Origin of the sequence: Avibacterium paragallinarum (assembly GCF_011765605.1) — a bacterium.
In the GTDB taxonomy this organism is placed as follows: domain Bacteria; phylum Pseudomonadota; class Gammaproteobacteria; order Enterobacterales; family Pasteurellaceae; genus Avibacterium; species Avibacterium paragallinarum.
The window spans coordinates 2,330,949-2,355,800 of record NZ_CP050316.1 but is presented as its reverse complement, the minus strand read 5'-3'; the positions used below and the strand labels follow the sequence as shown (position 1 = coordinate 2,355,800).

Here is a 24,852-nt window from a genome sequence, read left to right as displayed (position 1 = left end):
CCTCATACTAAAAATAAGGTATCGATTTATTGTCCCACACCTAAGCAATTTGGCGAACGAGGAAATTGCTCCCCTAACTTTTGCCATTCTTCTAAGGTATAAATATGCAATGCCAAGGCGTGAATGCCATTTTTTAATTCTTCCGCCAATAATTGATACAGCATTTGATGACGTGCCACTTTACGAACCGCATTGAAAGCGTCACTCACTAGCACCACTTTAAAATGAGAATCTGCACCACGCCCTGAACTGTGCATATGGCTTTCATTTTCAATATGCAAAAAGTGCGGTGCAAATTTTGCTGATATTTTTTCTTCTAAACGTTGTTGTGTATCCATTATAAATTTCCTCTTTCTACTTTACCGCCGCAAAGACTATACATTCACAACGAAGTTTGCAAGAATAAGACCACTTTTTATTTAAATGAGGAATGTATTATGCGTTTTGCCAAACTCTCCGCTCTCGCCCTGCTTTCAACGGCATTGTTCACTGCTTGTCAATCTCAACCGAGCAATACTTTAACCTTCACCCCATCAAGTCCAATAATGCAACAATTTAACGCTGCCAACCAGCGTGCAGTGCTGAATGTGGTAACCCGTGATGTACGACAAGCCCCTGAAGTATCAAGCTATGTGCATAACGATAAAATCCATAAACTCTTCGCCCAGCCTTCAGTTACTCAATTATTCGATCAAGTGATCAAACAAAATCTGAATGCCAAAGGCTTCCGAATCGCCGCCACACCAGCACAATCCAACACCAATGTGATCGTAAATATCACCCAGTTCTTCGCTAATGTTGAACAAGGCAATTTACGCTACAAAATCACCGCGAAAGTCCGAGTGAATGTCCAAGTTCAAGGAGCAAAAGGGCAATTTAACAAAAATATCGGCTCAACCCGCACCCAAGAAGGGGCATTCAATGCGGATAACGCCAACATTCAAAAGGTGTTAGGACAAGCCTTAGAAGACACCATTCAAAGTTTATACAAAGACCAAGAAATCGCCAACGCAATTAACCAAAACTGGTAGAAGCTATACCATAAAAAACGAAACCTACTCCTGCTCACGGCATTTTCAAATAGCCCAAAAATGCCGTTGTAGATGTTTATGATTGCCTAACGTTAATATCATACAATAATAAAAACCTCTCCCCTTATCCCAAAAAAATCCCCAAACAAACTACCGCACTTCCCCTTTCCATTCCCTTTTGAAGTGCTATAATTTTCCCTCTACATTTATCAGCAAAACAAGGATTTTCTATGGACAATAAGATCGCCCCAGCCAGCCAGCCAGCCAGCCAGCCAGCCAGCCAGCCAGCCAGCCAGCCAGCCAGGATTTGTAGTGCCAGCCTCGCACAACAGCAAGCGTTTTTAAACGATTTAGATGCCCGTTTATGGGCAGCGGCGGATAAGTTAAGAAACCAGCTAGACGCAGCCAACTACAAACACATCGTTCTCGGTTTTATCTTCTTAAAATACATCTCCGACAGCTTCACCGCCTTTCGTGAAAAACTGCAAGCCCAGTTGCAAGATCCCGAAAATCCCCTTTATCTTGACCCCAACGACTATTCCCCCCAAGACTACCAAGCCTTGCTCCACAGCGAAATGGAACTGCAAGACAACTACACCGCTGAAAACATCTTTTGGGTGCCAGAACAATCCCGTTGGGAAAACATCAAAAACACCGCCATACTCAACAAAGGCACAGCCTTGCCTTGGGGCGGTAGCTTTCGTGGCGTTGCCAGCCTGATTGATGACGCATTCACCGCCATCGAAAAAGAAAACCCCAAACTCAAAGGCATCATTCAACGCATCTCAGGCTTTGATGTGGAAGAACAAACCCTCATCGGCTTAGTCAATCTCTTTTCGGATACAAATTTCAGCCGGCCTACCCTCAACGGGCAGCCCATTTCAATGGCAGCGAAAGACATCTTAGGCCACGTTTACGAATACTTTCTCGGACAATTTGCCCTCGCCGAAGGCAAAAAAGGCGGACAATATTTCACCCCAAAATCCATCGTTAGCCTCATTGTCGAAATGCTCGAACCCTATCAAGGGCGAATTTACGATCCCGCAATGGGTTCAGGCGGTTTCTTTGTACAAACGGAAAAATTCATCGCCGCCCATCAAGGCAACATCAACAACGTCTCCATTTACGGGCAAGAATTCAACCCCACCACTTGGAAACTCGCCGCAATGAATATGGCGATTCGTGGCATCGAATTTGACTTCGGCAAAGGCAACGCCGACAGCTTCCGCAACCCACAACACCTCGACAAAAAAATGGATTTTGTAATGGCAAACCCGCCTTTCAATATGAGCGACTGGTGGAGCGAAGCCCTGCAAAACGACCCACGCTGGCAATACGGCACACCACAACAAGGCAACGCCAACTTCGCTTGGCTACAACATATGCTCTACCACCTCAGCCCACAAGGGCGAATGGCATTGCTGCTCGCCAACGGCTCAATGAGCAGCCAAACCAGCGGCGAGGGCGAAATCCGCAAACAACTCATCGAAGCCGACCTTATCGAAGCCATGGTCGCCTTACCGGGGCAACTGTTCACCAACACCCAAATCCCCGCCTGCATTTGGTTGCTGAACAAAGCCAAAGCACGCAAAGGCGAAGTGTTGTTTATCGATGCCCGCGAAATCGGCTATATGAAAGACCGCACGTTACGCGACTTCACCGCCGAAGACATCGCCCACCTCGCCAGCACCTACCACGCTTGGCAAAAGGAGCAGGGCTACCAAAACCAAGCAGGCTACTGCTACACCGCTAGCCTTGAAGAAATCCGCCAAAATGATTTTGTCCTCACCCCAGGGCGTTATGTCGGCACAGCAGAACAACAAGACGACGGCGTGCCTTTCGCCGAAAAAATGCAAAAACTCACCGCACTTTTAAATGAACAGTTTGCACAAGGGCGAGCGTTGGAAGAAGAAATTAGAAAGAGTTTGGGGATTTTGGGATAAGGAATAATAAAATGTATAGAAAAATAGAAGATATTTCTAAGAATTTTGATAAATTCAGAAAACCTCTTTCCTCTAGGGAAAGAAGCAAAATACAAGGCGAATATCCCTATTATGGTGCTGCTAAGATCATTGATTATGTAGATGGCTTCACTCATACTGGATTAAGTTTATTAATAGCCGAAGATGGAAGTGTTGAAACTGAAGAGGGTTTCCCTGTCTTACAATTAGCTAACGGAAAATACTGGGTCAATAATCATACACACGTATTAAAAGGAGAAAATGACTACGAAACGAAATATTTATACTATGCCTTAAAACAGGTCAAAATATCACCGTTTATTACTGGGGCGGTTCAAAAGAAAATATCTCAAAAGGCATTAAACTCCATAGAAGTGAGATTTTTAGAAAATGCTTCAGATAGAAAAAAAGTTGTTGATACTTTAGATGCCTTTGATCAAAAAATCACCCTCAACACCCAAACCAACCAAACCCTAGAACAAATCGCACAGGCGATTTTCAAGCATTGGTTTATCGACTTCGCCCCCGTACACGCCAAAGCCAACGCCTTAGCCTCAGGGGCAAGCCCAGAGCAAGCCGAACTTGCCACAATGGCTTGTCTCAGCGGAAAAACCCTTGCAGAAATCACCGCACTTCAACACACCACCCCCGAAGCCTATCACCAACTCCAACAAACCGCCCAAGCCTTCCCCAGCGAGTTTGTGGAAAGTGAAATGGGGCTAGTGCCGAAGGGGTGGGGGTACAAGTTCTTAAACGAAGTTTGTAAGATCGCTTATGGAAAAAACCTACCAACCAAACAACTATTAGATCAAGGTTATCCTGTTTTCGGTGGTAATGGAATAATTGGGTATTTTGACAGGTATCTCTATGAACAACCACAAACATTAATTTCTTGTCGAGGAGCAGCTTCAGGAAAAATTATGTATTCTGCACCAAAATCTTTTATCACAAATAATTCATTGATAATAGAAAGCAATGAATTGTTAGATTATTTTTACATTTATGAATATTTAAAAAATAAAGATATAACACCATATATTTCAGGAAGTGCACAACCACAAATAACTATTTCTAGCATTGAAAAAATCAAAATACTTTTACCACAAGAATTTATATTAGAACGATACAGTTCATTAGTATCAAATTTATATAATAAAATATATCTAAACAATAAAAATAATGAACTTCTAGCTAAGACAAGAGATCAATTATTACCAAAACTTTTAAATGGGGAGGTTGAGCTATGAGCAATAGAACTGACTTAAAATCTATACAGAGCCATTGGACTGACGTTAGACCCTATTTATTAAAATTAACATCAGAAGATATGCAGCCTGAAAATAGTATAAAAATTAATATTGATGTATTACCTTATTATTTTTCACCTTTCATTCTTGAGCTATTATCTGAAGATAACAAAAAGAAATTAACAGATTACTTATTAAATATAAAAAAGTATCTTATTAATGAAGATAATTATACCCTTTCTACGCAACACTGCCAAAAAGTGGAAAATTTAGTTAATGAGATGACAGATTATTTAAATAAAATAGGAGGAAACATTCCTAATATAGCCATATTGGAAAAATATGACAAGGCAACAAAAGAGCAAATAGAAAATATTGAAAAGAGAGCAAACAGCCTATTTGGAGAATTAACAACACATAGTATAAAAAAAGCTTTTAATGAACAAGCTGAAAATTTTTTAAAAATAAATAAGCGTTATACCGCCTTTTTCTATATATTATTAGTATTGTTATTTTTTATAGGCTCTATAACATTTATTCTCTCTTTAGGAGAAAATGAAATTAAACTTAACAATTTTATCAATAAGATAATAATCATTATGCCTTTTATCTGGGCTATTTTATTTACGAATAAAAAAGTAAATGAATCTAAAAAATTAGAACAGGCTTATCTACACAAAGCCGTTATAGCTCAATCTTACTTAAACTATCTAAAATTTATAAAAAGTACTTTTTATACTGTTCCAACGGGAGATACCAACTCTTATCGTGAGGTACTTAATACTTTACATAAGGTTACTATGGAAAGTTTAGCTTTAAATCCAGCTTTACTACTGGATAAATCAACTGCCGAAAAAATTCCAATGGAAGAATTACTTTCTAGGATATTAGATAAAACGACAACAACTAAAAAAGGCGAATAAAAATATCACCTGATAAAACGGGCGAACACATAGGTTCGCCCCTACGTGGCAAGGCATTTAATAAAATAAAGTGCGGTAAAAAATTAATAATGTTTTTAGAAAAAAGCATATTCCCCACTAATTATTCCCCTCTTTGAAAAAGAGGGGCTAGGGGAGATTAAAAACAAAAAATCAAAAGAGGAAAATTAATATGTTTCAGGTTTTATTTAGTGGTTTTGGTTCTATCTTTTCTATTTTATTTTTATTTTTGCTGCCTAAATTTGTGCTAATAGTTATGCCTTTAAGCTGTCTTATGTTATTAGGTATCGCTGCATCATTTACCTTTTCAATACTAGCAGAAAATAGAATAATAAAGTGGTGTGCTGTATTTTTCAATTGTGTACTTATCTTTTGTTTTTTCTGGTTTGCATTTAGTGGTAATCAAACGCTAATTTTGATAGCAAAATATATTATTGGCTTTTTTACGCTGATTGGCATCATTACTGTATTTGCCTTTATAATAGAAAAATTAAATCAGAGAAAAAAAGCAAAAGAAAAAGCACAAATTGAAAATTCTGAAAATAATAAACCGCTATTACTCGAACCTACAGAGAAAACACCAAGCGATCTTATTGTTTCATCAGAACAAAAAGAAGAAACCCCAAGCAATTTAATTATTCCGCTAACCCAAACAGAAAACAGCTTAGACGCACCTATTTCTTTACCACCGCAAAAAGAAAAAGGAAACAAAAAACGGAAACGCTCCGAGCAAGCAGAAAATAACCTCACGCCAGAAGAAAAACATCAGCGGAAAACTGATGATATTAAGCTCAGAATTCTTGAATGTGAACGAAGAATTGCCGAGCTAAAAAAACAAGAGTTAGAATATAAACTTAAATCATTAGAGGCATTAGAAAAATACAGAGAAATAAAAAGAAAAAATAATTCTTCTAATAAAAAATAACGAAAAAAAATGTAGGAGTGGACCTATGTGCCCACCCGAAAAAACAACTAAATTGATAAACAAAGAATAATTATCGAAACGGGCGAACACACAGGTTCGCCCCTACGTAGTAAAGTATTTAATGAAATAAAAAATAGGGTAAAAAATGAAATATAAAAATCACCTAAAAAACCACCGCACTTTATCTTTCGAGAAATAAAAGATAAGCGAAAAGATGTAGAGGTGTAAGATAAAATCTTAAATCTCCCCTAGCCCCTCTTTTTCAAAGAGGGGAACTTAAAACAGAGATAAATAGATTTTCAGCAATAAAATAAAGTGCGGTAAAAAATTAATAACGTTTTTAGAAAAAAGCATATTCCCCACTAATTATTCCCCTCTTTGAAAAAGAGGGGCTAGGGGAGATTAAAATTTAGATTAAAAAACCACCATAGCGAGAACCTCACGATACGGTCGAAATTTGGTTATTGATTACATACAAAATAAAAAGGAAACACTATGCACATCAACGAATCCACCATTGAAAATTTAGCACTGGAGCAGTTGCAATCGCTGGGCTGGCGGTATGCCTATGGCAAGGAGGTGCTGGCTGGGTTGGCTTATCCTTGGCGAGAAACCACACAAGCGGTGGTGTTGAAGCCGTTGCTGTTGGAAGCCTTAGTGCGGATTAATCCCCATTTGCCGTCTGCAGTGTTGGAAGAGGTGGCGGCGGAGGTGTGCAAAAGTGATATTGCCCCACTGGCGGAGCGTAATCAGCGGTTTTATCGTCAGCTCAAGCAAGGGGTGGCGGTGCGTTATCAGGAAAACGGGCAGGAAAAGCACGATGTGGCGTTGTTGGTGGATTTCAGGCAGCCTGAGCAAAACAGTTTTTATGCCATTAATCAGTTGGAAATTCAAGGCACAAAAGGCAAACGCATTCCTGATATTTTGTGTTTTATCAATGGTTTACCGATGGCGATTTTTGAGCTGAAAAATCCGCTCAAGGTGAATGCTGGCATTAATAAAGCCTTTGAGCAGTTGCAAACCTATAAACGTGAAATCAGCGATTTATTTGTGTTCAATCAATTAATGGTGATTTCAGACGGCACAACCGCACGGCTTGGCTCGCTTACGGCGGATTTTCAACGCTTTTTGCCTTGGAAAGTGGTGGACGAAAGCCAGCAGAGCCAACGCATTCCTTTTGAAAATGAGCAAACAGGGCTGTTGCAAGGGCTGTTTTCGCCTGCGGTGTTGCTCGATTATGTGCGTGATTTTGTGGTGTTTGAAAGCGATAGCCGTGGGCAAACGGTGAAAAAAATCGCTGCCTATCATCAGTTTTACGGCGTGAATGCGGCGGTGGAATCCACCATTGCCGCCTATTTGGGCGATAGTCGCAAGATCGGCGTGATTTGGCATACGCAAGGTTCGGGCAAATCGCTGTCAATGCTGTTTTATGCAGGCAAACTCATCAGCCAGCCTGAATTGCAAAATCCCACCATTGTGGTGGTTACCGATCGCAATGATTTAGACGGTCAGTTGTTCGCCACTTTTAGCCAAGATCAAGACATCACCCGCCAAACGCCGATTCAAGCCAACGGTCGGGAAGAATTGCGTGCGGAGCTGGCGAAACGAGAAAGCGGCGGCATTATTTTCACCACCATTCAAAAATTCGGCTTGCGTGAGGGCGAGGAGCAACACCCTGTCCTTAACGACCGCCGCAATATTATTGTGATCAGCGATGAAGCCCACCGCTCACAATATGGCTTTTCGCAAAAAATCAACCAGCAAGGGCTATATCGTGATGGCTACGCTAAATACCTGCGTGCCGCCCTGCCCCACGCCAGTTTTATCGGCTTTACGGGTACGCCGTTGAGCCTTGAAGACAAGGACACGCAAGAGGTGTTCGGGCGTTATATTTCCATTTATGATATTCAAGATGCGGTGGAAGACGGCGCAACCGTGCCGATTATTTACGAAGCACGCCAAATTCCCTTGCAAGAAAGCCAGCAGTTTCATCACGCCGTGCAAGAAGCCCAAGCCATTTTAGAGCAAGACGAAGAAAGCTATTCTTTCCGCTTGCTGGAACAATTAATGGGAACAGAACAACGCCTCGCCCACCTCGCCCAAGACTTGGTGCAACATTTTGAAGCACGCAATCAACTTTCAGATGGCAAGGCGATGGCGGTGGTGATGAGTCGCCGTATTTGCGTGAAATTATATAATGAAATCATTAAATTACGCCCCGATTGGCATAGCGATGATGTCAATCAAGGTGTGGTGAAAGTGATGATGACGGGCAACGCCAGCGACCCCGAAGAAATGCAAGCCCACGTTTACCCGTTCACGGAGAAAAAGCAGTTAGAAAAACGCTTTAAAGACCCCGATGATCCGCTCAAACTGGTGATCGTGCGAGATATGTGGCTCACGGGCTTTGATGCCCCTTGTTGCCATACGATGTACATCGACAAACCAATGCAAGGGCATAACCTAATGCAAGCCATTGCACGGGTGAACCGCGTTTTTCGCAACAAAAGCCGTGAAAATGGCGGCTTGATCGTGGATTATATCGGCTTGGCGGAGGAGCTAAAAAAAGCCACCCAGCAATATACCAACGCAGGCGGCAAAGATGCCGTTACCACTGATATTCATCAAGTTTTCCAAAAAATGTTGGAATATCTAGACATCATTCGCGGGCAATTCGCCAGCCCTGTGGACGGCAAACCCTTTGATTTAACAGCGGCATTACACATCAGCGAGCCTGAAAAATTACTCAATGCCATCTGCCAAGCGGCGAACCATATCCTCGCCTTAGATCGACAAAAAACAGCAGAAAATCACACCGCACTTTATCCGCAAAAATCTGCACAAGGGGAAAAAACCCCACGCAAAAATGCCTTTTTGCAAGCGGTGCGACTGGCGAAAAAAGGCTTTTCCCTGTGTGGCTCAATGGAAGAAATCCAGCCCTACCGCCAGCAAATCGCCTTTTATGATGCCGTGCGTGCCACTATTGTGAAGCCTGAGCAACAGCACCGCCCCAACTCGCCCAAAGAGCGACAATTAAAACTGGTTACCCTGCTCAACCAAGCGGTGCGTTCAGACGGCGTGGTGGATTTGTTCGACTTAATGGAAGAAGAACGCCCCGATCTTTCCCTGCTTTCCGAAGAATTTATGGGCAGAGTGGAAGCCAGCGACACGCCTGATTTATGGCTCTCAGCCATTGAAGGCTACCTGAAATCTTCCATTAAAAACAAAGCACAGAACAATCTCGGCACGCAAAAAACCTTTGAACAACGGCTCAAAGAAGCGATGAACCAATATCACAACCACAATTTAAGCGTGATGGAAATCATCAAAGAGCTGGTGGAAATGGCGAAAGAGTTCGAGCAACACCTCTCGCGTGGCGAAACCTTAGGGCTAAACAGCACCGAACTGGCGTTTTACGATGCCTTAATCCAAAATCAAAGTGCGGTGGAAAAAATGGAAGATGCTAACCCTCACCGCCCTTGCCAAAGAAATCACCGCCCAACTGCGTAAATCCGTCACCATCGACTGGCAGCATAAAGAAGCCGTGCGAGCCAAAATGCGTGTGTTAATCCGCCGAGCTTTGCTAAAATACAAATACCCACCTGATTTGGCAACGGACGCTATTGAGTTTGTTTTGAAACAAGCGGAAGTGGTGGCGGAGGGGTTGGTGATGGAATAAAGTGCGGTGGAATTTTCGCGAGATTTTTCCATCTTCTATTATGAAACCATAAGTGTAAATAATAAGATACACAGGTTTCGTATAAAAATAAATTTAGAATAATCCGTTATAAAAAACCTTGTGGCAAAATCCACAAGGTTTTTTATTGTATGGCGAACGTGGGCTACTTCAATTTTTTGCTATAATCTATTGAATTTTATAGAGGTTTTCTTTTTTCTTGTCTGTTACAGGGATCTAAACAGGGATCTAAATCCTTTTTTCAGTATAAAGCGAAAATAAAACAGCTTTCAATAGCTGATGATTTTTACAGGTTGGATAACGCATTTTTTGATTATTCTTTGCGGGCGATTTTTTCTTTTTGTTTTGGGGTGAAAAAAATTTTTTTTGTCTGTGTGTAAAAAACAGTGGGAAAAGTGGGAAAATGGGAAAAAACGTTAATTTTATGTTTATATTCAATAAGTTAAGCTAAAAATAAAAATGGGAAAATGCTCAAAAAAATGGGAATTTTCGCCCCCAAAAATGGGAATTTTCTAAATTTGTCTATTTTTTATTCGGTTTTGTGTCAAAATGCGATTTTTTTCAATTTGGGAAAAAATCCGCTCATTTTGGGAAAATTTCTTTAAATTTGGGAAAATTTTTTTTAATTTGGGAAAATGATTTTTTAATAACTTGTTGATTTATTTATAATAATCTATTTATATTCCTATATTTTCCCATTTTTCCCAAAATATTTTATATACTCTAGAAAATTTTATTTTATAGCTTGCTTGGTTTTGTGGGCGGCTGAGCAAAAAAAAGCCAACTTGTGAAGCTGGCTTTGTGAGTAAGTGCGGTGCTTATTCTTCCTGTTTTTCCTCTTCTTCGATTAAAGCGGGGTACACAATAAAAAAGCGTTTTCCTTTGCTGTTGATATACCGTTCTAATTTGGTCGGTACTTTATGCTGATAAGGTCTTTTTTCTTGCTCTATACCTTTCTTGAGCATTTTGTGCTTTTCCATTGCTTCAAACACGAGTTTACGCGGGAATTCGCTTTCTTTGATTACATCTTTAAAGGCTTTAGGGTGAATATAAAAATGCTCGGGTTCTTCGCCCACAATTTCCAAAACACGATAGCCCAAGATTTTTTGAATAATCCGCTGCGTGGTGGGTTCTGGAACTTGAATAAAGCCGCTTTCCGCGTTTTCATCAAGCCAGCCATTAAAGAACTCTATGATTTTTTCTTCTTCCCGCTCGCCCGTGCCGTAGTCTGTGTGCCAGTCGTTGAAAGATTGGATCAAACATTCGCGGTTATCCGCTTCGCTCCACTGGGTTAAATGGCGGGCGGTTTGTAGTGCGGTTTCGAGTATGGCGAAGTTTGTGCCTACCCGTTGCACCTGTGAAGCGGGGTTGCTGGCTAAGCGTTCCGCCCATTCCGCTTTATAGCGTTGATATTCGGCTTTGATAAAGGCTTGGTTTTCTGAAATGTATTTGATCCATTCTCGCCCTACTACGCCATAATGATTTAGGCTCGCTTCGTTTAGGTGATCGGCGTGAGCCTTGTTATTGGCAAAGCCGTGAAGATGATTGGCTTCGATTAAAGGAATATTCAAAAGCCGCACTAATTGCCCCGCGTTAATATTTACCCCTTTCGATTGTAAAAAGCCCTCTACGTCTTTTTCGCCCGTTGAAAGTGCGGTAATTTTCCAGCGTGAAAGTTCATCGTTACCGCCTTCTTTCATTCCTTTGGCTCGCCCTTTTTCGTTGAAAAGTGAATAGGCGATATTTTCCACATCGTAAATCTTTTTGGCTTGCCCCAATTCATCAAGGGTAATAAAGCCGTCATTTCTTGCCGCCGCTTCGTTGCTTAATGCGGTGGCGGTGGTGTTCCAGCTTAAATCAATTAAATCAGGGTTGCCATAAAGACTATTGGCAATGTTAAGCGTGGTTGTTTTCCCCTTGCTTGAAGAATTAAATAAATGCACGCCAAAACTTTTTGCATTAATCAGGCGTAACAGTGGGCTAGCTAAGGCGGTGGCAATCCCTAACATCATCGACGTGTTTTTATTGGCATATTGGGCGATCTCTTGTTGCCAGCTTTCAAGCGTGCCTTTAGTGTCGTAGCCGTTGGCATTCGCACTTTTATTTTTAAAGATAATAGGGTGTTCCGGTGTGCCTAAAATCTCCCCGCTAGGCAATAAATACGCCCCATTATGCCAGCCTGTGGAATGGGTAACCGTCCAGCTTTCCACATTTAGCCCTAAGGCGTGGAAATGCTCCACAAGGTTTTGGGCGATCCCCGTTTTGGGTGTCATTTTAAAGCCTTGGTTTTTGAGCAATCGCCAAGCGGTATCAGTGCCAAAATCACCGCAATTTATCGCTTCAATGCGGGGTTCTTTTTCGTCTGGGTTGTGCCATTGGAAAATATAGAAATAATCGCCGTTTTCGTTTTTACCTTTGCCGATTAATTCCAGTTTATCGCAGATCCATTTCAAATCTTCCCGCAGCACTTCGCCCGTATCTTTGTCTAGCTTTGGTACAACATAAAATAGCCCCTCAAGTAGCCCGTTTTCGCGATAATCAATATAAGGCGAGGTTTTCGGGGCGGTCTGGTCTATGCTAGCTTGTGCGATCAGTTTCGCCGCCTCCGCTTCCCCCTTGCGGATCTTTTCAATGTAATTACTGAAATTCTCGATTAATTCGCCCGTTACAACGCTATGCAATGAAACGATTTTCGCGTCGGTTTTGGTGGCTAAATTATGACAAATTGCCGTTTTTTGTTCTTCCGTGAGCTTCCCGCATTCAAAGAGCTTGATATATTGCTGATTTTTCGGGGCAAGGGTGATTTCTGGAATATTTTTTAAAGGGTTCGCCCCAAAAATATAGGGCTTAAAATCGCAAGGCTCTTTAAGCTGATTTTCGTTGAGCATTTGCCACAGCGTGCCTTGTCCATTGCCCCACGCTTCCCACGCCTCATCACCAATTAAAATGATCTGATCTTCCATCGGTTGGGGTTTTGTGGCTTTATATTTTGTTTTTCCGTTCATCATAATTTCACCTCCACAACGGCTAATTTATTAAGCTCGGTATTTAGCTTTTCTTGTAGGCTTTCAATATGATGCAAATAAACTTGTTCAATTTGTGCCATTGCATTTAAACGCCCTAATTTCTCGCTATGGGTTTCGCCTAGATTAAACGCCGCTAAGGTTTCATAGAAATAAGGGAACACGGATAAATTCTTTAATTCCGCACTGATTTGCTCGCTTAAGGCTTTAATTTCTTGTAATGTCGTTTTCATTTTTTCCCCCATTTCTTATTCATATGATTTACTGAATTTTCGATAATCGCTTGTATGGAATGCGTAACGCCCCACATATTCCCGTTGTGATGATAAACTTTTGCGGCGTTTAATCGCTGTTCAATAAATTTAATCACCGCTTCGGCTTGCTTCTCACTTAATGGATCGCCGTGGTTAAACGGTGGTTTAGGCTCTACAGTCTTCATTGTTGAGCTTTCCACGGGTTTAGGGGGCGTGGGCTGTGGTTTGGGTTGCTCCACTTGAGGCGGCTTCGGGGTTGGCTTGCGTAAAGGATAAATCGCATTTTCAATCCGCATCAGGTTTTTTATTGCCTCGGCATATTGTTTTTGTTTGGCTTTTTCCTTCGCTTTATCTAGCCAATACTGAGCGATTTTTATTTGATTTTCTATCATATCTAGCATAGTTCACCCCACTTTTTTCTCCGCATTCAGTTCAATAATTAAATGGTTGTGGCTTCCATTTACAATCTGATTTTTAGAATAATTATTAATAGAAATGTTGATCGTTAAAGGCGTGTTTGGGTGTTCTTTTATAAATGCCAATAACAATTCAAGAGGAGAATTAGACATAGCTTGCCCCCTTAATTCTTGCGATAAACGCGGCTTTGTCGCGGGGTAAATTTAAAAATTGGCGGGCTTCTTGTTCTGAATTGGCAAGAATGGCGATTTTTAGGCGTTTTTCGCCTAGCAATAAGAATTTATAAAGCATTATTGATAGCTCCAATTGTAAATTATTGAAAGCTACCGCTAAACTTTCCACGGTCTGGCGGTAGAACGTAACAGGGTGGAAAACCGCTACAATTGGAAAACGGCAAAGGGCTAAGCCTTTCCTATTACGCTCTACCATTGAGAGAAAAACGCCTAAGGCATTTTCTTTAGGTGTGCGAAAAATACGAACAAAAAAAGCACGGTTTAACGGCGTGCTGTTCGCCAATTGTAATTTATTCAGCTTTCCACGGCTGGCTTTCGATTTTGCGAAAGCGTGGCAAGTGTAAGCTGGAATAGTTGGGGTTGTCAAGGCTAAATTACGCATATTTCACCCCCTTAATTCTTGCGATAAATGCGGCTTTATCGCGGGGTAAATTTAAAAATTGGCGGGCTTCTTGTTCTGAATTGGCAAGAATAGCGATTTTTAGGCGTTTTTTGCCTAGCAATAAGAATTTATAAATCATTGCTGTAACTCCACTGAATAAATATTTAGAAGTTACCGCTTGAAGTTTCGAGGCTTTTGGGCGGTAACGTGTTACGGGCTCGAAAACTGCGATCAGTGGAACACAGCAAAGGGCGAAACCTTTCCCATAACACGCTACCATAGATAGACGCTCAGGGCTTTCGTGAAGCTCGGGGCGTTCTTGGGGTGTGTTTGTGCTACGCATAAAAAAACACGCATTTAAGGGCGTGTATTTATCCGCCACTGATATATCGTTCGAGTTTCGAGGCTCGGCACTTTTTAAAAGTGCGGTGATAAAATACGACAAATTTCCCGCACTTGTCAATAAATGGTGGCGGTTTTGTAAAAAATGATTGTGATATTTTCTTTTTAGTGTAAAATCCAGTGTTAAATCATTACTATTTTTTCTCATAATTAAAAATCCTTACCTTTGTTATATTATGAAATAAAAAGCACATCTTGATGTGCTTTTTCTTTGCCTGAACATTGCACTTTATCGCTTGGGGTCTTGTTGCCATTTGTGGCTTGGTTTTACGGGCTGAAAAACGCCTTTTTTAATTTCGCCAAGTTGTGCCGTAACCGTAGCTTTAATGTCGCACTCTACGCAATAAACGCTCGCTTGCGTTACGCACGCACTGGGGCGATCAGAGGTGCGGATATTCAAAGCTTTTCCGCACTCGGGGCATTTGATTTTTAAGCCTTTCATTTTATCTAAGCTCCTGTTCTAGCCCTTGTTCAAGCCGTTTAATTAGGGCTTTCTTTTGCGGTGTAGAAAGGCGGTTGAGTGTGGCATAAATCTGCCCTAAGGGTGAATGTTTTGTCTTGATATGCTCTTCGCGGTGTACGTCTTCATACAAGGAAAATAGCACTTTCATTCTTCCCTTATCATTAAGCGGGATAAATGCCCGTATAATAGCGAGTTCATCAGCGTTCATTATGCTTTCCCTTTATTTGGGTTTTGCTTTGCGATCCACGCTTGCACGTCTTCTAATTGCCATAAGCTACGTTTGCCAATTTTGAGCGGTTTCGGAAATTTCCCCGTTTTTATGAGCTGGTAAATTTTTGTTCTTCCGCCAATTTTCATTTCTTGCAATTCTTTCAAGGTGAGTAATGCCATTGGGTTTTCTCCTCTTAATATGGGCGTAGCCTTGCCCGCTACGCCGTTAGCACTAGCCTAAAATTACCATTGCGGGATCAATCGCCGCCATTAAGCCTAAATCTTCAATTACATAGCCTTCATATCGCCAGTAGCTCACGATTTCCCGCTTGTAATCCTGATCTTCTCGTATGGAATAACGCCCGCTGCGGTTGAAAATATAAAGGCTTAAATTTTGCAACGTGGTAACTACCGCCCCATAAATTGGAAATTGTGGCGGGGTGAGGGTTTTCATTCCGCCGAATTGGTTAGCAATGTAGTGATTTTGTAAACCTGTTTTTTCTTGTGCCGGTGGGTTCGCACTGGTGATCGGCTGAGCTTCTCGGGCGAGTAATCCCGCTCCAACAAGGAAAACAAGATCATTGCGGTTGCGGTGATGCTCGTCGAGTTGGTTTCTTAGAGCAAGGGCAAGTGTATCTAAATTTTCATAATCCGCATTTTCGCCAAAAATTTTTAACTTGCCATTTTTACCCGTGGCTTTGATATTTTCGGGCTTTTGCTCCGCAAGCAATGCAAGCCAGCCTTTATTTACGTCTGATAGGTCTACCGCTTGTGTATTTGTGGCTAAACTTTTCCCCGCCCAACCGATTTGCATCATATTTGCGGCAATTTGATCTAAAACAAATTCATCGAGTAAGTGATCGAACTTTTCGGGGTGTTGGCTGAAATTATCAAGTAAGCCCCATTTGACTGTAACGCCGCTATCAGTTTCATAAACTCTATAGCCTTGTTCATTATCAATTTGATCAATAATATGTCGGGCTTCTGCTTGTCGCCCAGTAATATTTGGCTTTAATGGGCCGTAGATTTTTGCCCCTTGTTCTTGGTGTACGGGGATCATATTAATCGCGTTGAGAAAATCAGAACGTTGCTGAATTTTCTCATTCATTTCTTTTACTTGATATTCATCAAGCGAAAAAGCACTTTTATCATATTGATCCTGTGCATTAAATTGCTTCGCCTTGTTATCTCTAAACTTGTGAAGTTCGGTTGAAAAATTCATTGTTTTTCTCCTATTTTGGTTTCCAAAAAATGCAAATAAAGGGTTTTATACGTTCGCCAACGTTGAAAAACGCTTTTTTTGTTTGCGGTGGGAATGATAGGAAAAAAGAAATTTCAATGGTGAAAACTTGCCAAAAAACGCAATTATTCTTTATAACCATTTGATTTTTATTGTATTTTTGTTCATTTTTGGCAAGTTTTTAGAATGGCAAATAACGCCTTTTATAAAAAAGCAAGGCTTAGCTTGCCTTGCTTTTGATGATGTTACTGAAATGATTTCTGATCGTGCGATTACTCACTTTTTTAATTTCTTCTAGGCTTACATTTTTCAAAAACTCGTCAATATCCCTAGAAAGTTTACTTATATTTAATCGCCCCGCTTTAGTTAAATAACGCCTATCAATGGGGCGACTAGGGTCAAGAATATGTAGTAAGCCAAAAATTATACTTTTGAGCGAGTTGATTTCTGTTGGGTTGCCGTCGTAAGCAAGTTTGTTTTTTAGATTTATAATTTCTCTTTGGATTTGTTTACTTGCGTTATAATCTTTTAAGAAAATACTTGTTTTTTTGCTTTGTTGAATTAAATCTTGTATTTCTTTCTTGCACAGATATAGATTATCTGTAAAATCAAATCCTGATTTAAATAAAAAATCTTTTTTAATATAAATGCTTAAATCCTCTATTTGTAAATAAATATAGAAAAATCGTTCTAATAGATCTAGGTACTCTTTTAAATAATTATTGCTAATACCTTTTAATAAATTATATAAAAAGTAATATATTAATGATTTTAAAGTATTTAATGCCTCTTTATTATCTATTTCAAAAAGTTCATCAAAATTGAAATGAAGTAAGAATAAACCATTAAAATTAAATTTATTGCTTATTCTCATTACTTTTTCTTCAAAATAAAAGGGATTATAACTAACGTTTTTTGCTATTTTCCCTTTCTCTAATATTTCAACTGAAATACTACCAAAATTATTTTCTACTGTTTGTATTTTATTTTCTATAAGTTCTTTATTAACAATTTCTTCACTTTCATATGTAATTAACTTATATTCATTAATTTCATCACCTAAACCAAAATAAGGATTATTTTCAATAGTTTTTCTGTTAAGGAAAATAACTTCTTGATTTCCTGATATTAGTATGTACAAATTAAGAAACTTATTTAATATCAAGTTAGCTAATTCTTCATATTTAATTTCTCTGCCAAAAAGCTCTGAAGAAAATCGCATAAATGTACGCAATGGAATAAAATCTTGATCTTTAAAAATATCCATAATCCCTACCAAAGAAAGCTGTTTATATATACAATAATTATACTGTTTATTATCACAGTTTAAAAGTGCTATATCGTGCGATAGGGTGCAAAATTGAAGAAGCAAAGAGAGAAAAGAAAAAGCCGCACTAAGGCGGCTTGTAGGGGGATTATTGGCGTTGTTTTAGCTCTTCTAAACGTTGTTGGGCGAAAAATCCTTTTGGTCTAAGTGGATATGAAAAACAAGGCTTATTCACTTCTAACGGTGAATTTTGTGGCGGCTCAACAAGTGGCTTTATTTTGCGGCTGAAATCCTCTAAAAACACTTTTTCTATGCTTAAATTAAAGGTGCAAAGCTGATTTTTGTCTATATAATCTAATTGTTCTGCATAGATACCACATAAAAAATTCAAGGTAGCGATAAAGTTATCATCTTGCATAACATTTAGGGCAAATTCATAGGCATAGCTATGTAATTTTCTGTATTTTGAAGCAAGTTGAGAGCCTAACTTACTATATTCGTCTAGCTTGATAATTTCAATTTCATCACGGGTTTTTTGGTTGAGCTTTTCCAATGTAGCGATTTTTCTTGTGTTGGTATTGAGCTGATCGGAAATTTTATCAAAGGCGGAAAAGTCAAGATCGCCGTTGTCATTTTCGACCCCATTATCTAGCTTTTCTTCAAGCTCTGAATTTTCAGTTGTCAAGGCTTGAATAATGGTGGCGTTTCTTTCTACTTTTTTTTCTAGGTCTTTTATTTTATCTAGAACTTTATTAAACTCTTCTAATTCTTGCTGATATTCGGTTTTAAGTTGTATAAAAGTTTCATTTTTTTGTAGGGGTTGTAGCATTGTTTTATCTCCGATAGTGTTTGTTACATTCTTTATTCATATAGATTTACAAAAAGCATTATATATTCTGGCAATCTGTAAATAAAAATAAGGAATATTAAAGATAATATTACGGCTAAAATATTCGGTTTATTGGGTTATGTTGTCATTTTTATTTGATCCTTTATTTATTTTTGAAAATTTCTTATTATGTTCTTTATTGCGTTCTTTTAAAAACTCTGTGTACACTCTGATAAAATCAGGCAATCTATACACAATCACAATTAATATAACGCATAAAGATAGGGATATAATGTTATAATTCATTCGTTCTCCTTGACTATATAAAAAAAATAAAATTAGAATACATACAATCAAAACTTCTTATTTAGTTGGTTGATAAGGGAATAAGCCCTAAATGATATTAATAGTTTAGGGCTTCTTTATTGCCTCTTATCTAACTTTTCTTTTATCCAGTTATCTATCTCACTTTCTACCCACACAACACGATTACTTGAAATTGTAATACTCTTAGGAAATTTATTTTTTCGCATATAGTTATAGATTGTTGATTTGCTCAAGCTTGTTCTTGCTAATACTTCATCTAATGAAATAAAACGTTCTTTCTTCTCTGTCATTTATACTCCTAAAAATTGCACGGCAATACACGCGATAAAACTTAATTGAATGCTGAGATAGTAGGGTAATTAATGAGCTAATTAAATAGAGGGGCTTTGTGATAATCACTATCACAATAAAAAGCGGAATAAAGAAAGAAAAAAGGCTAGAAAATGATAGAGGGCTGGGTAAACTTCACGCCACGTAAAACATCACGAAATTTCCTCTCCCCCACCCGCGTTTTTTGTGTTAAAAATTGCTGTTTTTTCAGTTAATTTTCAACATTAAAAATATGTAATGGATTGAAAATAAAGGGAATAAACTCATTTTATCCCATTTTCTTAACTGAAAAAATTACAGTTAATTTCAGTGATTTTCAGTTAAGAAAAGGCAATAAATTATCTATTTTTATTGTAATTTATTGAAATAAAAAGAATTTTTTGATTTTACGTGAGAAAAAAGCCGCAAATTTTTTACAGTTAAGAGATTGAACAATGTCAAGAGCCTTTAAAATTTACTGCACCGTTTGCAAAAGCCAAGCAAAGATCACAAGAACAGAAAGACCACTTCAAGGCTTCAGCCGCCTTTATTGCTCTTGCAACAATCCAGAATGTTTACATCGTTTTGTAATGAATTTAGAGTTCAGCCATACAACAAGAACAAGCCTACTAGATAAAGACGCTTTTATTAATACACTTATAAGCCAATTTTCACCAGAAGAGAAAGCCAAAATGCTCACCGCATTACAGAAAGAAAATAGCCCTACTAAGTAGGGCTACATCTTTATGCCTTAATCGCTTCTATTTTGCATTGCTCCACAAAATCCCCCCAAGTTTGCATAATCTCAATTCTTGATTTCCATTTTTTAGATTTATCATAAGCCGCCCTTACCTTGCTCTTATTCTCGTGAGAAAGGCATAATTCAATCGCTTCAGCGGAAAATATATCTAAATCGTGCAAATAAGTACTTGCAATAGAGCGTAACCCGTGAGCAACCAAAAGCCCCTTAAATCCCATTCTTTTTAAAGCCACATTTGCCGCTTGCGTACTCATATGATTAGTATAGGGGGCGGTATAAGTTGAAAAAACATATTTTCTATTGCCATTATATTTATACATCTGCTCTAAAATATATAAAGCTTGTCTTGATAATGGCACACTATGCGGGCGTTTTCCCCCTTTCATCTTTTCCGCTGGAATATTTAACACCTTATTTTTAAAATCAATTTCAGACCATTCAACCCGCACCGCTTCAGCGGATCTCAACATTGTTAATAATTGCCATTCAATTAAAAAAGCGGTCGGTTGCTGAACATTCGCATTAAGCAACACCTTAAAAAAGTAAGGCAACTCACTAGGGCTAATTGTTGGCTGATGTACCGCTTGAATATAATTGAACTCATTATGAATTCGCCGCAAAGGATTTTTAATGATTAATTCTTCATCTTCCGCAAGTTGAAACATCTGATTTAGAGAAACATTGATCTTATAAAGCGTATTGGTATGCTTCAACGGCGATAAAGCAAAATAAATACTTTTCATATTTACTTCTTTTATATTCATATTCCCCACAATTGGCAAAATATGAATTTCAAGCCGTCTAAAAGCCTCTCTAATCGTTTCCTCTTTTACTTTTCCTTGCTGTAATCGCCTATCTCGCCATCTAATCGCCAATTCTGTCAAAGTGATATTCTCATTTTCTAACTTCTCAAATTGAGCGTTTTTATAACTCAAAGGATCGATATTTTGCACAAGTAGGCTGCGATATTCTTGGGCGATCTCTCTTGCTTTGGCTAAAGACAAATCAGGGAACGCCCCCAAACTGATTTTTTTATGCTTCTTCAGATATTTATAGCCAAAATACCAGATTTTCACGCCATTAGGCTTTATTCTGATATAAAGCCCTTGCCCATCTGATTTAATGTATTCTTTTGCCATCGGCTTTAAACGCTGAAGCGTTGTATTCGTTAAAGGTTTTACTATTTTGCTCATCTCATAACCTTATAAAAAATAAAGAAAAACTAGAATTTTAGATCCCTCGTAGATTTCCCCCAAAGACGAGGGATCTAAACAGGGATCTAAAACTCACGGCTGTAAGCAAACAATAAAAAACGAAAACAACAAAAAAAGAACAGTAACACGCTGTAATTACTGGATTTTTTGAAATTTTTGAACGTTGGCGAACGTAAAAAAACAATAATATGGCGAACGTGGGCGGGGTCGAACCGCCGACCTGTCCCTTAGGAGGGGACTGCTCTATCCTACTAAGCTACACGTTCTTTTGAGTTTCAGTTTGACATAAATTTATGTGAATGAAAAGCCAATCAATAACAGAAAACACGATGTCATTTCCCATAGATACCACGGGTTATCTAGGATCAATATTTTTAAGTAAGTAATTGCCTACCTCATCACAAAGACTACGAAAACCCACATTGGTAATTTTCAGTTCTGCATTTTGATTTGTGTGATGATAATCAAAATTTTCGTGGTGATGTCCGTGAAAAATATGGGTAACCCCCATTTTTTCCGCAAGCTGATTAAACACAGCAAAACCACGTGGATGAGGTTTAGGAGCTTCGTGTGTAATTAAAATATCCGCTTGCTGAGTTTCTAGCTGTTCAAAATCAGAAGGGAAAATCGAGGTGCGATGACGCAAAGGCACACCACCACGCCAAATTCGCTCAGCGGGGCTATATTGACAAAAATGAATCGGATCAAAAAAGGAAGGACGGTAAGGCGGCATCCAGATTTGTCCACGGAATACACCACCTAATCCTGCAATACGTTTGCCTTGAATAGTTTCCACTTTACCGTGCAAATTTCGACTACACCATTGCGATCCCCAAATAGCTTCAAATGCTGCCACCGTTTTACTGTCGTGATTACCGTGAATGAACCAGAGATCACAATATTGTGCCAACTTGTCAAGTTCTGCAGGGCTGGTGAGTTGGAGATCGCCGAGGATAATCAGGGCAATATTCTCCCTTTCTTGCAAAAAAGGATAAAGATGTTCATATGCACCGTGTGGATCGCCTGCAAATAAAATCATTTTATTCCTCAAAAAGCAATTTATCGTGAATTAGCTCGGGCAATTCTTCTTCGTTGAGAATTTTTTCCACAATCTCTTTCACTTTATTGTAGCGTTCTAGATAACTTGGCGATTCAATTTCGATATAAGGCACATTATATTTATCCAAAAGTTTTTTCAATAACTGTTGGAAACGTTGCCGTTGCTTGTGACTACCTAAACTACGCAATCCATCATCAACCCATTTAGTGTTGTTGTTCAGTAGAATGGTAATATCAAACGGATATTCTTTAATCATTGAATCTAAAAATGGGTGGGCTTTGCCTTCATATTGAATGCAAAATGCTTGCGTAGTAATGAAATCTGTATCCACAATCGCCACTTTATGAGCGTGGCGAACTGCATAATCAATATAACGTTGATGTCCCAGTGCCATTTGTGGGTAATCAGAATATTGCATCGCTTGCTCATCACCACCAAGCTGTTCAAACACAAACTCTCGACCATATTCCCACGCGGACGTAGTATTAAAAACGGTCGCCAATTTATTCACTAATACTGTCTTACCACTGCTTTCTCCACCTAAAATCGCAATGGTTTTGGCGAAAAATGGACGCACTTCTTTCGGAATAAATTTCCAATAATGGAAAGGATTATTACGAATTTTAGTGGCAGACACATTAAAAAATTGACGCTGTGGATCAACCAATTCTACCTGCAGATTCAAATACTTTTCGTAAGGGGCTTTATCTTGAGGTTCACTGCTAAATACGACACTTGGATTAACATTCTTCTCGTTAAACAATTGCTTTACCCGCTCTGCCCAAGCTTCCCATCCATTTGGGTAACTCGGTAAACCATCTTCCACTAGGTGATGAATAACAATTTGATTTTTCTGGTATTTAAAGATTTGTTGCATCCAACGCAGACGATCTTGCACCGTTGGCATTCGCTTCATTTTGCTATCATAAAAGAGTTTGAGATCCCGCTCCGTATCACTACACACCACAACGTGAACTTCATCAACCTTACTGAAAGCCTCATAAATCATATTAATATGCCCTGTGTGAACAGGGTAAAATTTGCCAAAAATGACACCTACTTTTTTATCTAGCTGTTCAGTAATTTGTAGTACCTTATGCAGTGCCGAAAGCTTTGCAGCACTCGGATTTTTAATTTTGCCACTAACTAGCTGATTAAAATAAGCACGCGTAATATTGGCTTGTTCGCAAACTTCGCTTACTTTTAAATGAAGTTGTTTTCGTTTTTGTTGTAAATAGGCGAAACTAGACATCAATAAGCTCCTCAATAGCATTAACGCTTAAAATTATGTAAAAAAGACCGCACTTACACAAAAGTGCGGTGAGATTTTAATCCGTTTTTTGTGCCAATAGCGTATCAAGCCGTTTTTCTAATTCAGTCAGTTTTTCGCGAGTACGCATCAACACTTGGGTTTGTACCTCAAATTCTTCACGAGTAACCACATCAAGCTTAGCCAACTGAGCCTGTAGAACCTGCTTAAATTTCGCCTCGGCATCTTTACCGAGATCTTTCATACTTTGTGGCAAAGCATTTTGAACTTGTTGTATCACTTGCTCTATTTTTTGTGGATTTAGCATAAAAACCTCATTCATTACAATTATGTTGTCTATTGTATGCAATATCGCTCCAAAGAAAAACATTTTTTCTCCATTAAGATTGCGTTATACTACGCACACATTCTCAGGGCAGGGCGAAATTCCCTACCGGTGGTAAGTGAGTCAGTACTCATCAGCCCACGAGCGTTTATTCTTCGTGAATAAAGTCAGCAGATTTGGTGCAAATCCAAAGCCGACAGTAATAGTCTGGATGAAAGAGAATAGACAGATTTTATTAAAAATAAAATCTGCTTTTGTTATGGATTTTCCTCTCTAACGAAAACTTCCCTCATCAGCCCTGATTCAAGTATCAATTTGTTATTAAAAGGTTTTTTACTATGAATCAGTCAATTTTAGCCCAATTTGGCACACCGAAAGAACGCGTTGCCAACGCCATTAATGCTTTCAGACAAGGCAATGGTGTTTTGGTTTTAGACGATGAAGATCGCGAAAATGAAGGGGATCTCATCTTCCCTGCCGAGACCATCAACACTGAGCAAATGGCAAAACTTATTCGCTACGGCAGTGGTATTGTTTGCCTTTGTTTAAGCGATGAACTCTGCCAACAGCTCGAACTGCCACCAATGGTTCAGCACAACACCAGCGTCAATAAAACCGCTTTTACCATCACCATTGAAGCTGCTGAGGGAGTATCCACTGGAGTATCCGCAGCCGATCGTGTAACTACTATTAAAACTGCAGTGGCAGACAATGCCAAACCACAAGATCTTCACCGCCCAGGCCATATTTTCCCCTTACGTGCAGAAGAGGGGGGGGTTCTGAAACGCCGTGGACATACAGAAGCTTCCGTTGATCTCGCTCATCTCGCAGGCTACAAATCTGCCGCTGTAATTTGCGAAATCACCAATGACGATGGCACAATGGCACGCACACCAGAAATTGTAGAATTTGCCAAAAAATTTGGCTATCCCGTAATGACGATTGAGGATTTAGTGCAATATAGAGTAGAAACTAAATAAACAGCTATAGGAAATCATCTAGATTTCCTATTCTTATATAGGTATTTTTGATTTCAAAATCATAGCATTACTTTATTCTATCGTA

26 protein-coding genes, 1 tRNA gene, 1 pseudogene and 1 riboswitch are annotated in these 24,852 nt (G+C 39.2%); of the genes and pseudogenes, 8 read left to right on the top strand and 20 right to left on the bottom strand.

What is annotated here, in order from left to right:
- Positions 1-26 precede the first annotated feature (26 nt).
- The gene (locus tag HBL79_RS11465; protein ID WP_035688954.1) at positions 27-338 is read right to left on the bottom strand and encodes a BolA family protein; all 312 of its coding nucleotides are present in this window, start codon (positions 336-338) and stop codon (positions 27-29) included.
- A 99-nt stretch (positions 339-437) separates the two neighbouring features.
- Here HBL79_RS11465 and HBL79_RS11460 point away from each other — a divergent pair, with 99 nt between their 5' ends.
- The 6 genes and pseudogenes from HBL79_RS11460 to HBL79_RS11435 all read left to right on the top strand — a co-directional run bounded on the left by HBL79_RS11460 (position 438) and on the right by HBL79_RS11435 (position 9,784).
- A complete protein-coding gene (locus HBL79_RS11460) occupies positions 438-1,031 on the top strand; it encodes a YajG family lipoprotein (RefSeq protein WP_035688956.1) in 594 nt (197 codons plus the stop codon).
- A 230-nt stretch (positions 1,032-1,261) separates the two neighbouring features.
- Positions 1,262-2,974, top strand: a complete 1,713-nt coding sequence (locus HBL79_RS11455; protein ID WP_244300906.1) for a class I SAM-dependent DNA methyltransferase — start codon at positions 1,262-1,264, stop codon at positions 2,972-2,974.
- Between the two features lie 11 nt (positions 2,975-2,985).
- Positions 2,986-4,239 (top strand): restriction endonuclease subunit S, encoded by a 1,254-nt coding sequence (locus HBL79_RS11450; protein ID WP_035688958.1) that lies wholly within the window; start codon positions 2,986-2,988, stop codon positions 4,237-4,239.
- On the top strand, positions 4,236-5,162 hold the full coding sequence (locus tag HBL79_RS11445) for a hypothetical protein (RefSeq protein ID WP_035688960.1): 927 nt from the start codon (positions 4,236-4,238) through the stop codon (positions 5,160-5,162). The genes HBL79_RS11450 and HBL79_RS11445 overlap by 4 nt, the downstream gene beginning before the upstream one ends.
- 190 nt (positions 5,163-5,352) lie before the next feature.
- Entirely contained in the window at positions 5,353-6,105 is a 753-nt protein-coding gene (locus tag HBL79_RS11440) for an MFS transporter (protein WP_046097234.1), read from the top strand.
- Positions 6,106-6,600: 495 nt separating this feature from the next.
- Positions 6,601-9,784, top strand: a pseudogene (locus HBL79_RS11435) (type I restriction endonuclease subunit R).
- An 836-nt stretch (positions 9,785-10,620) separates the two neighbouring features.
- Here the strand turns inward: HBL79_RS11435 and HBL79_RS11430 are convergent.
- The 14 genes from HBL79_RS11430 to HBL79_RS11365 all read right to left on the bottom strand — a co-directional run bounded on the left by HBL79_RS11430 (position 10,621) and on the right by HBL79_RS11365 (position 19,139).
- Positions 10,621-12,810 (bottom strand): DUF927 domain-containing protein, encoded by a 2,190-nt coding sequence (locus tag HBL79_RS11430; protein WP_167316926.1) that lies wholly within the window; start codon positions 12,808-12,810, stop codon positions 10,621-10,623.
- Positions 12,807-13,058, bottom strand: coding sequence for a hypothetical protein (locus HBL79_RS11425; protein WP_035689027.1), 252 nt, complete (start codon positions 13,056-13,058; stop codon positions 12,807-12,809). The genes HBL79_RS11430 and HBL79_RS11425 overlap by 4 nt, the downstream gene beginning before the upstream one ends.
- A complete protein-coding gene (locus tag HBL79_RS11420; RefSeq protein WP_035689030.1) occupies positions 13,055-13,480 on the bottom strand; it encodes a hypothetical protein in 426 nt (141 codons plus the stop codon). The genes HBL79_RS11425 and HBL79_RS11420 overlap by 4 nt, the downstream gene beginning before the upstream one ends.
- Positions 13,481-13,483: 3 nt before the next feature.
- Positions 13,484-13,648 carry a hypothetical protein gene (locus HBL79_RS11415; RefSeq protein ID WP_156127787.1) on the bottom strand — a complete coding sequence of 55 codons (165 nt, stop codon included), beginning with the start codon at positions 13,646-13,648 and terminating at the stop codon, positions 13,484-13,486.
- Positions 13,641-14,111: an ash family protein gene (locus tag HBL79_RS11410; RefSeq protein ID WP_051128132.1), complete on the bottom strand. Its 471-nt coding sequence runs from the start codon at positions 14,109-14,111 to the stop codon at positions 13,641-13,643. The genes HBL79_RS11415 and HBL79_RS11410 overlap by 8 nt, the downstream gene beginning before the upstream one ends.
- Positions 14,104-14,661, bottom strand: a complete 558-nt coding sequence (locus tag HBL79_RS11405; RefSeq protein ID WP_051128133.1) for an ash family protein — start codon at positions 14,659-14,661, stop codon at positions 14,104-14,106. The genes HBL79_RS11410 and HBL79_RS11405 overlap by 8 nt, the downstream gene beginning before the upstream one ends.
- 81 nt (positions 14,662-14,742) lie before the next feature.
- The gene (locus HBL79_RS11400; protein ID WP_035689032.1) at positions 14,743-14,955 is read right to left on the bottom strand and encodes a hypothetical protein; all 213 of its coding nucleotides are present in this window, start codon (positions 14,953-14,955) and stop codon (positions 14,743-14,745) included.
- 1 nt (position 14,956) lies between these two features.
- Positions 14,957-15,184 (bottom strand): hypothetical protein, encoded by a 228-nt coding sequence (locus HBL79_RS11395; protein WP_035689035.1) that lies wholly within the window; start codon positions 15,182-15,184, stop codon positions 14,957-14,959.
- A complete protein-coding gene (locus HBL79_RS11390) occupies positions 15,184-15,366 on the bottom strand; it encodes a helix-turn-helix transcriptional regulator (RefSeq protein ID WP_035689038.1) in 183 nt (60 codons plus the stop codon). Before HBL79_RS11390 ends, HBL79_RS11395 begins: the two co-directional genes overlap by 1 nt.
- Positions 15,367-15,418: 52 nt before the next feature.
- The gene (locus HBL79_RS11385) at positions 15,419-16,408 is read right to left on the bottom strand and encodes a phage major capsid protein, P2 family (RefSeq protein ID WP_035689041.1); all 990 of its coding nucleotides are present in this window, start codon (positions 16,406-16,408) and stop codon (positions 15,419-15,421) included.
- Positions 16,409-16,646: 238 nt separating this feature from the next.
- Positions 16,647-17,693 (bottom strand): hypothetical protein, encoded by a 1,047-nt coding sequence (locus HBL79_RS11380; RefSeq protein ID WP_046097526.1) that lies wholly within the window; start codon positions 17,691-17,693, stop codon positions 16,647-16,649.
- Positions 17,694-17,841: 148 nt separating this feature from the next.
- Positions 17,842-18,522, bottom strand: a complete 681-nt coding sequence (locus HBL79_RS11375; RefSeq protein WP_035689050.1) for a hypothetical protein — start codon at positions 18,520-18,522, stop codon at positions 17,842-17,844.
- A gap of 129 nt (positions 18,523-18,651) precedes the next feature.
- On the bottom strand, positions 18,652-18,828 hold the full coding sequence (locus tag HBL79_RS11370) for a hypothetical protein (RefSeq protein WP_158609860.1): 177 nt from the start codon (positions 18,826-18,828) through the stop codon (positions 18,652-18,654).
- A 116-nt stretch (positions 18,829-18,944) separates the two neighbouring features.
- A complete protein-coding gene (locus HBL79_RS11365; RefSeq protein ID WP_035689056.1) occupies positions 18,945-19,139 on the bottom strand; it encodes a helix-turn-helix transcriptional regulator in 195 nt (64 codons plus the stop codon).
- A gap of 474 nt (positions 19,140-19,613) precedes the next feature.
- Here HBL79_RS11365 and HBL79_RS11360 point away from each other — a divergent pair, with 474 nt between their 5' ends.
- On the top strand, positions 19,614-19,892 hold the full coding sequence (locus HBL79_RS11360; protein WP_035689059.1) for an ogr/Delta-like zinc finger family protein: 279 nt from the start codon (positions 19,614-19,616) through the stop codon (positions 19,890-19,892).
- A gap of 10 nt (positions 19,893-19,902) precedes the next feature.
- Here the strand turns inward: HBL79_RS11360 and HBL79_RS11355 are convergent, their stop codons facing one another.
- From HBL79_RS11355 to ubiK, 5 genes are all read right to left on the bottom strand, one after another.
- Positions 19,903-21,111, bottom strand: coding sequence for a tyrosine-type recombinase/integrase (locus tag HBL79_RS11355; RefSeq protein ID WP_035689062.1), 1,209 nt, complete (start codon positions 21,109-21,111; stop codon positions 19,903-19,905).
- Positions 21,112-21,321: 210 nt separating this feature from the next.
- Positions 21,322-21,398: transfer RNA gene (locus HBL79_RS11350), tRNA-Arg, on the bottom strand.
- Positions 21,399-21,487: 89 nt separating this feature from the next.
- A complete protein-coding gene (locus HBL79_RS11345; protein WP_035689065.1) occupies positions 21,488-22,171 on the bottom strand; it encodes a metallophosphoesterase family protein in 684 nt (227 codons plus the stop codon).
- 1 nt (position 22,172) lies between these two features.
- On the bottom strand, positions 22,173-23,444 hold the full coding sequence (gene nadR, locus HBL79_RS11340; protein ID WP_035689069.1) for a multifunctional transcriptional regulator/nicotinamide-nucleotide adenylyltransferase/ribosylnicotinamide kinase NadR: 1,272 nt from the start codon (positions 23,442-23,444) through the stop codon (positions 22,173-22,175).
- A gap of 76 nt (positions 23,445-23,520) precedes the next feature.
- Positions 23,521-23,769: a ubiquinone biosynthesis accessory factor UbiK gene (gene ubiK, locus HBL79_RS11335; RefSeq protein WP_035689095.1), complete on the bottom strand. Its 249-nt coding sequence runs from the start codon at positions 23,767-23,769 to the stop codon at positions 23,521-23,523.
- A 95-nt stretch (positions 23,770-23,864) separates the two neighbouring features.
- A riboswitch (FMN riboswitch) is annotated at positions 23,865-24,014 on the top strand.
- A gap of 111 nt (positions 24,015-24,125) precedes the next feature.
- On the opposite strand from ubiK, the gene ribB reads away from it, so the two are divergent.
- Positions 24,126-24,767: a 3,4-dihydroxy-2-butanone-4-phosphate synthase gene (ribB, locus tag HBL79_RS11330; RefSeq protein WP_035689072.1), complete on the top strand. Its 642-nt coding sequence runs from the start codon at positions 24,126-24,128 to the stop codon at positions 24,765-24,767.
- Positions 24,768-24,852: the final 85 nt, after the last annotated feature.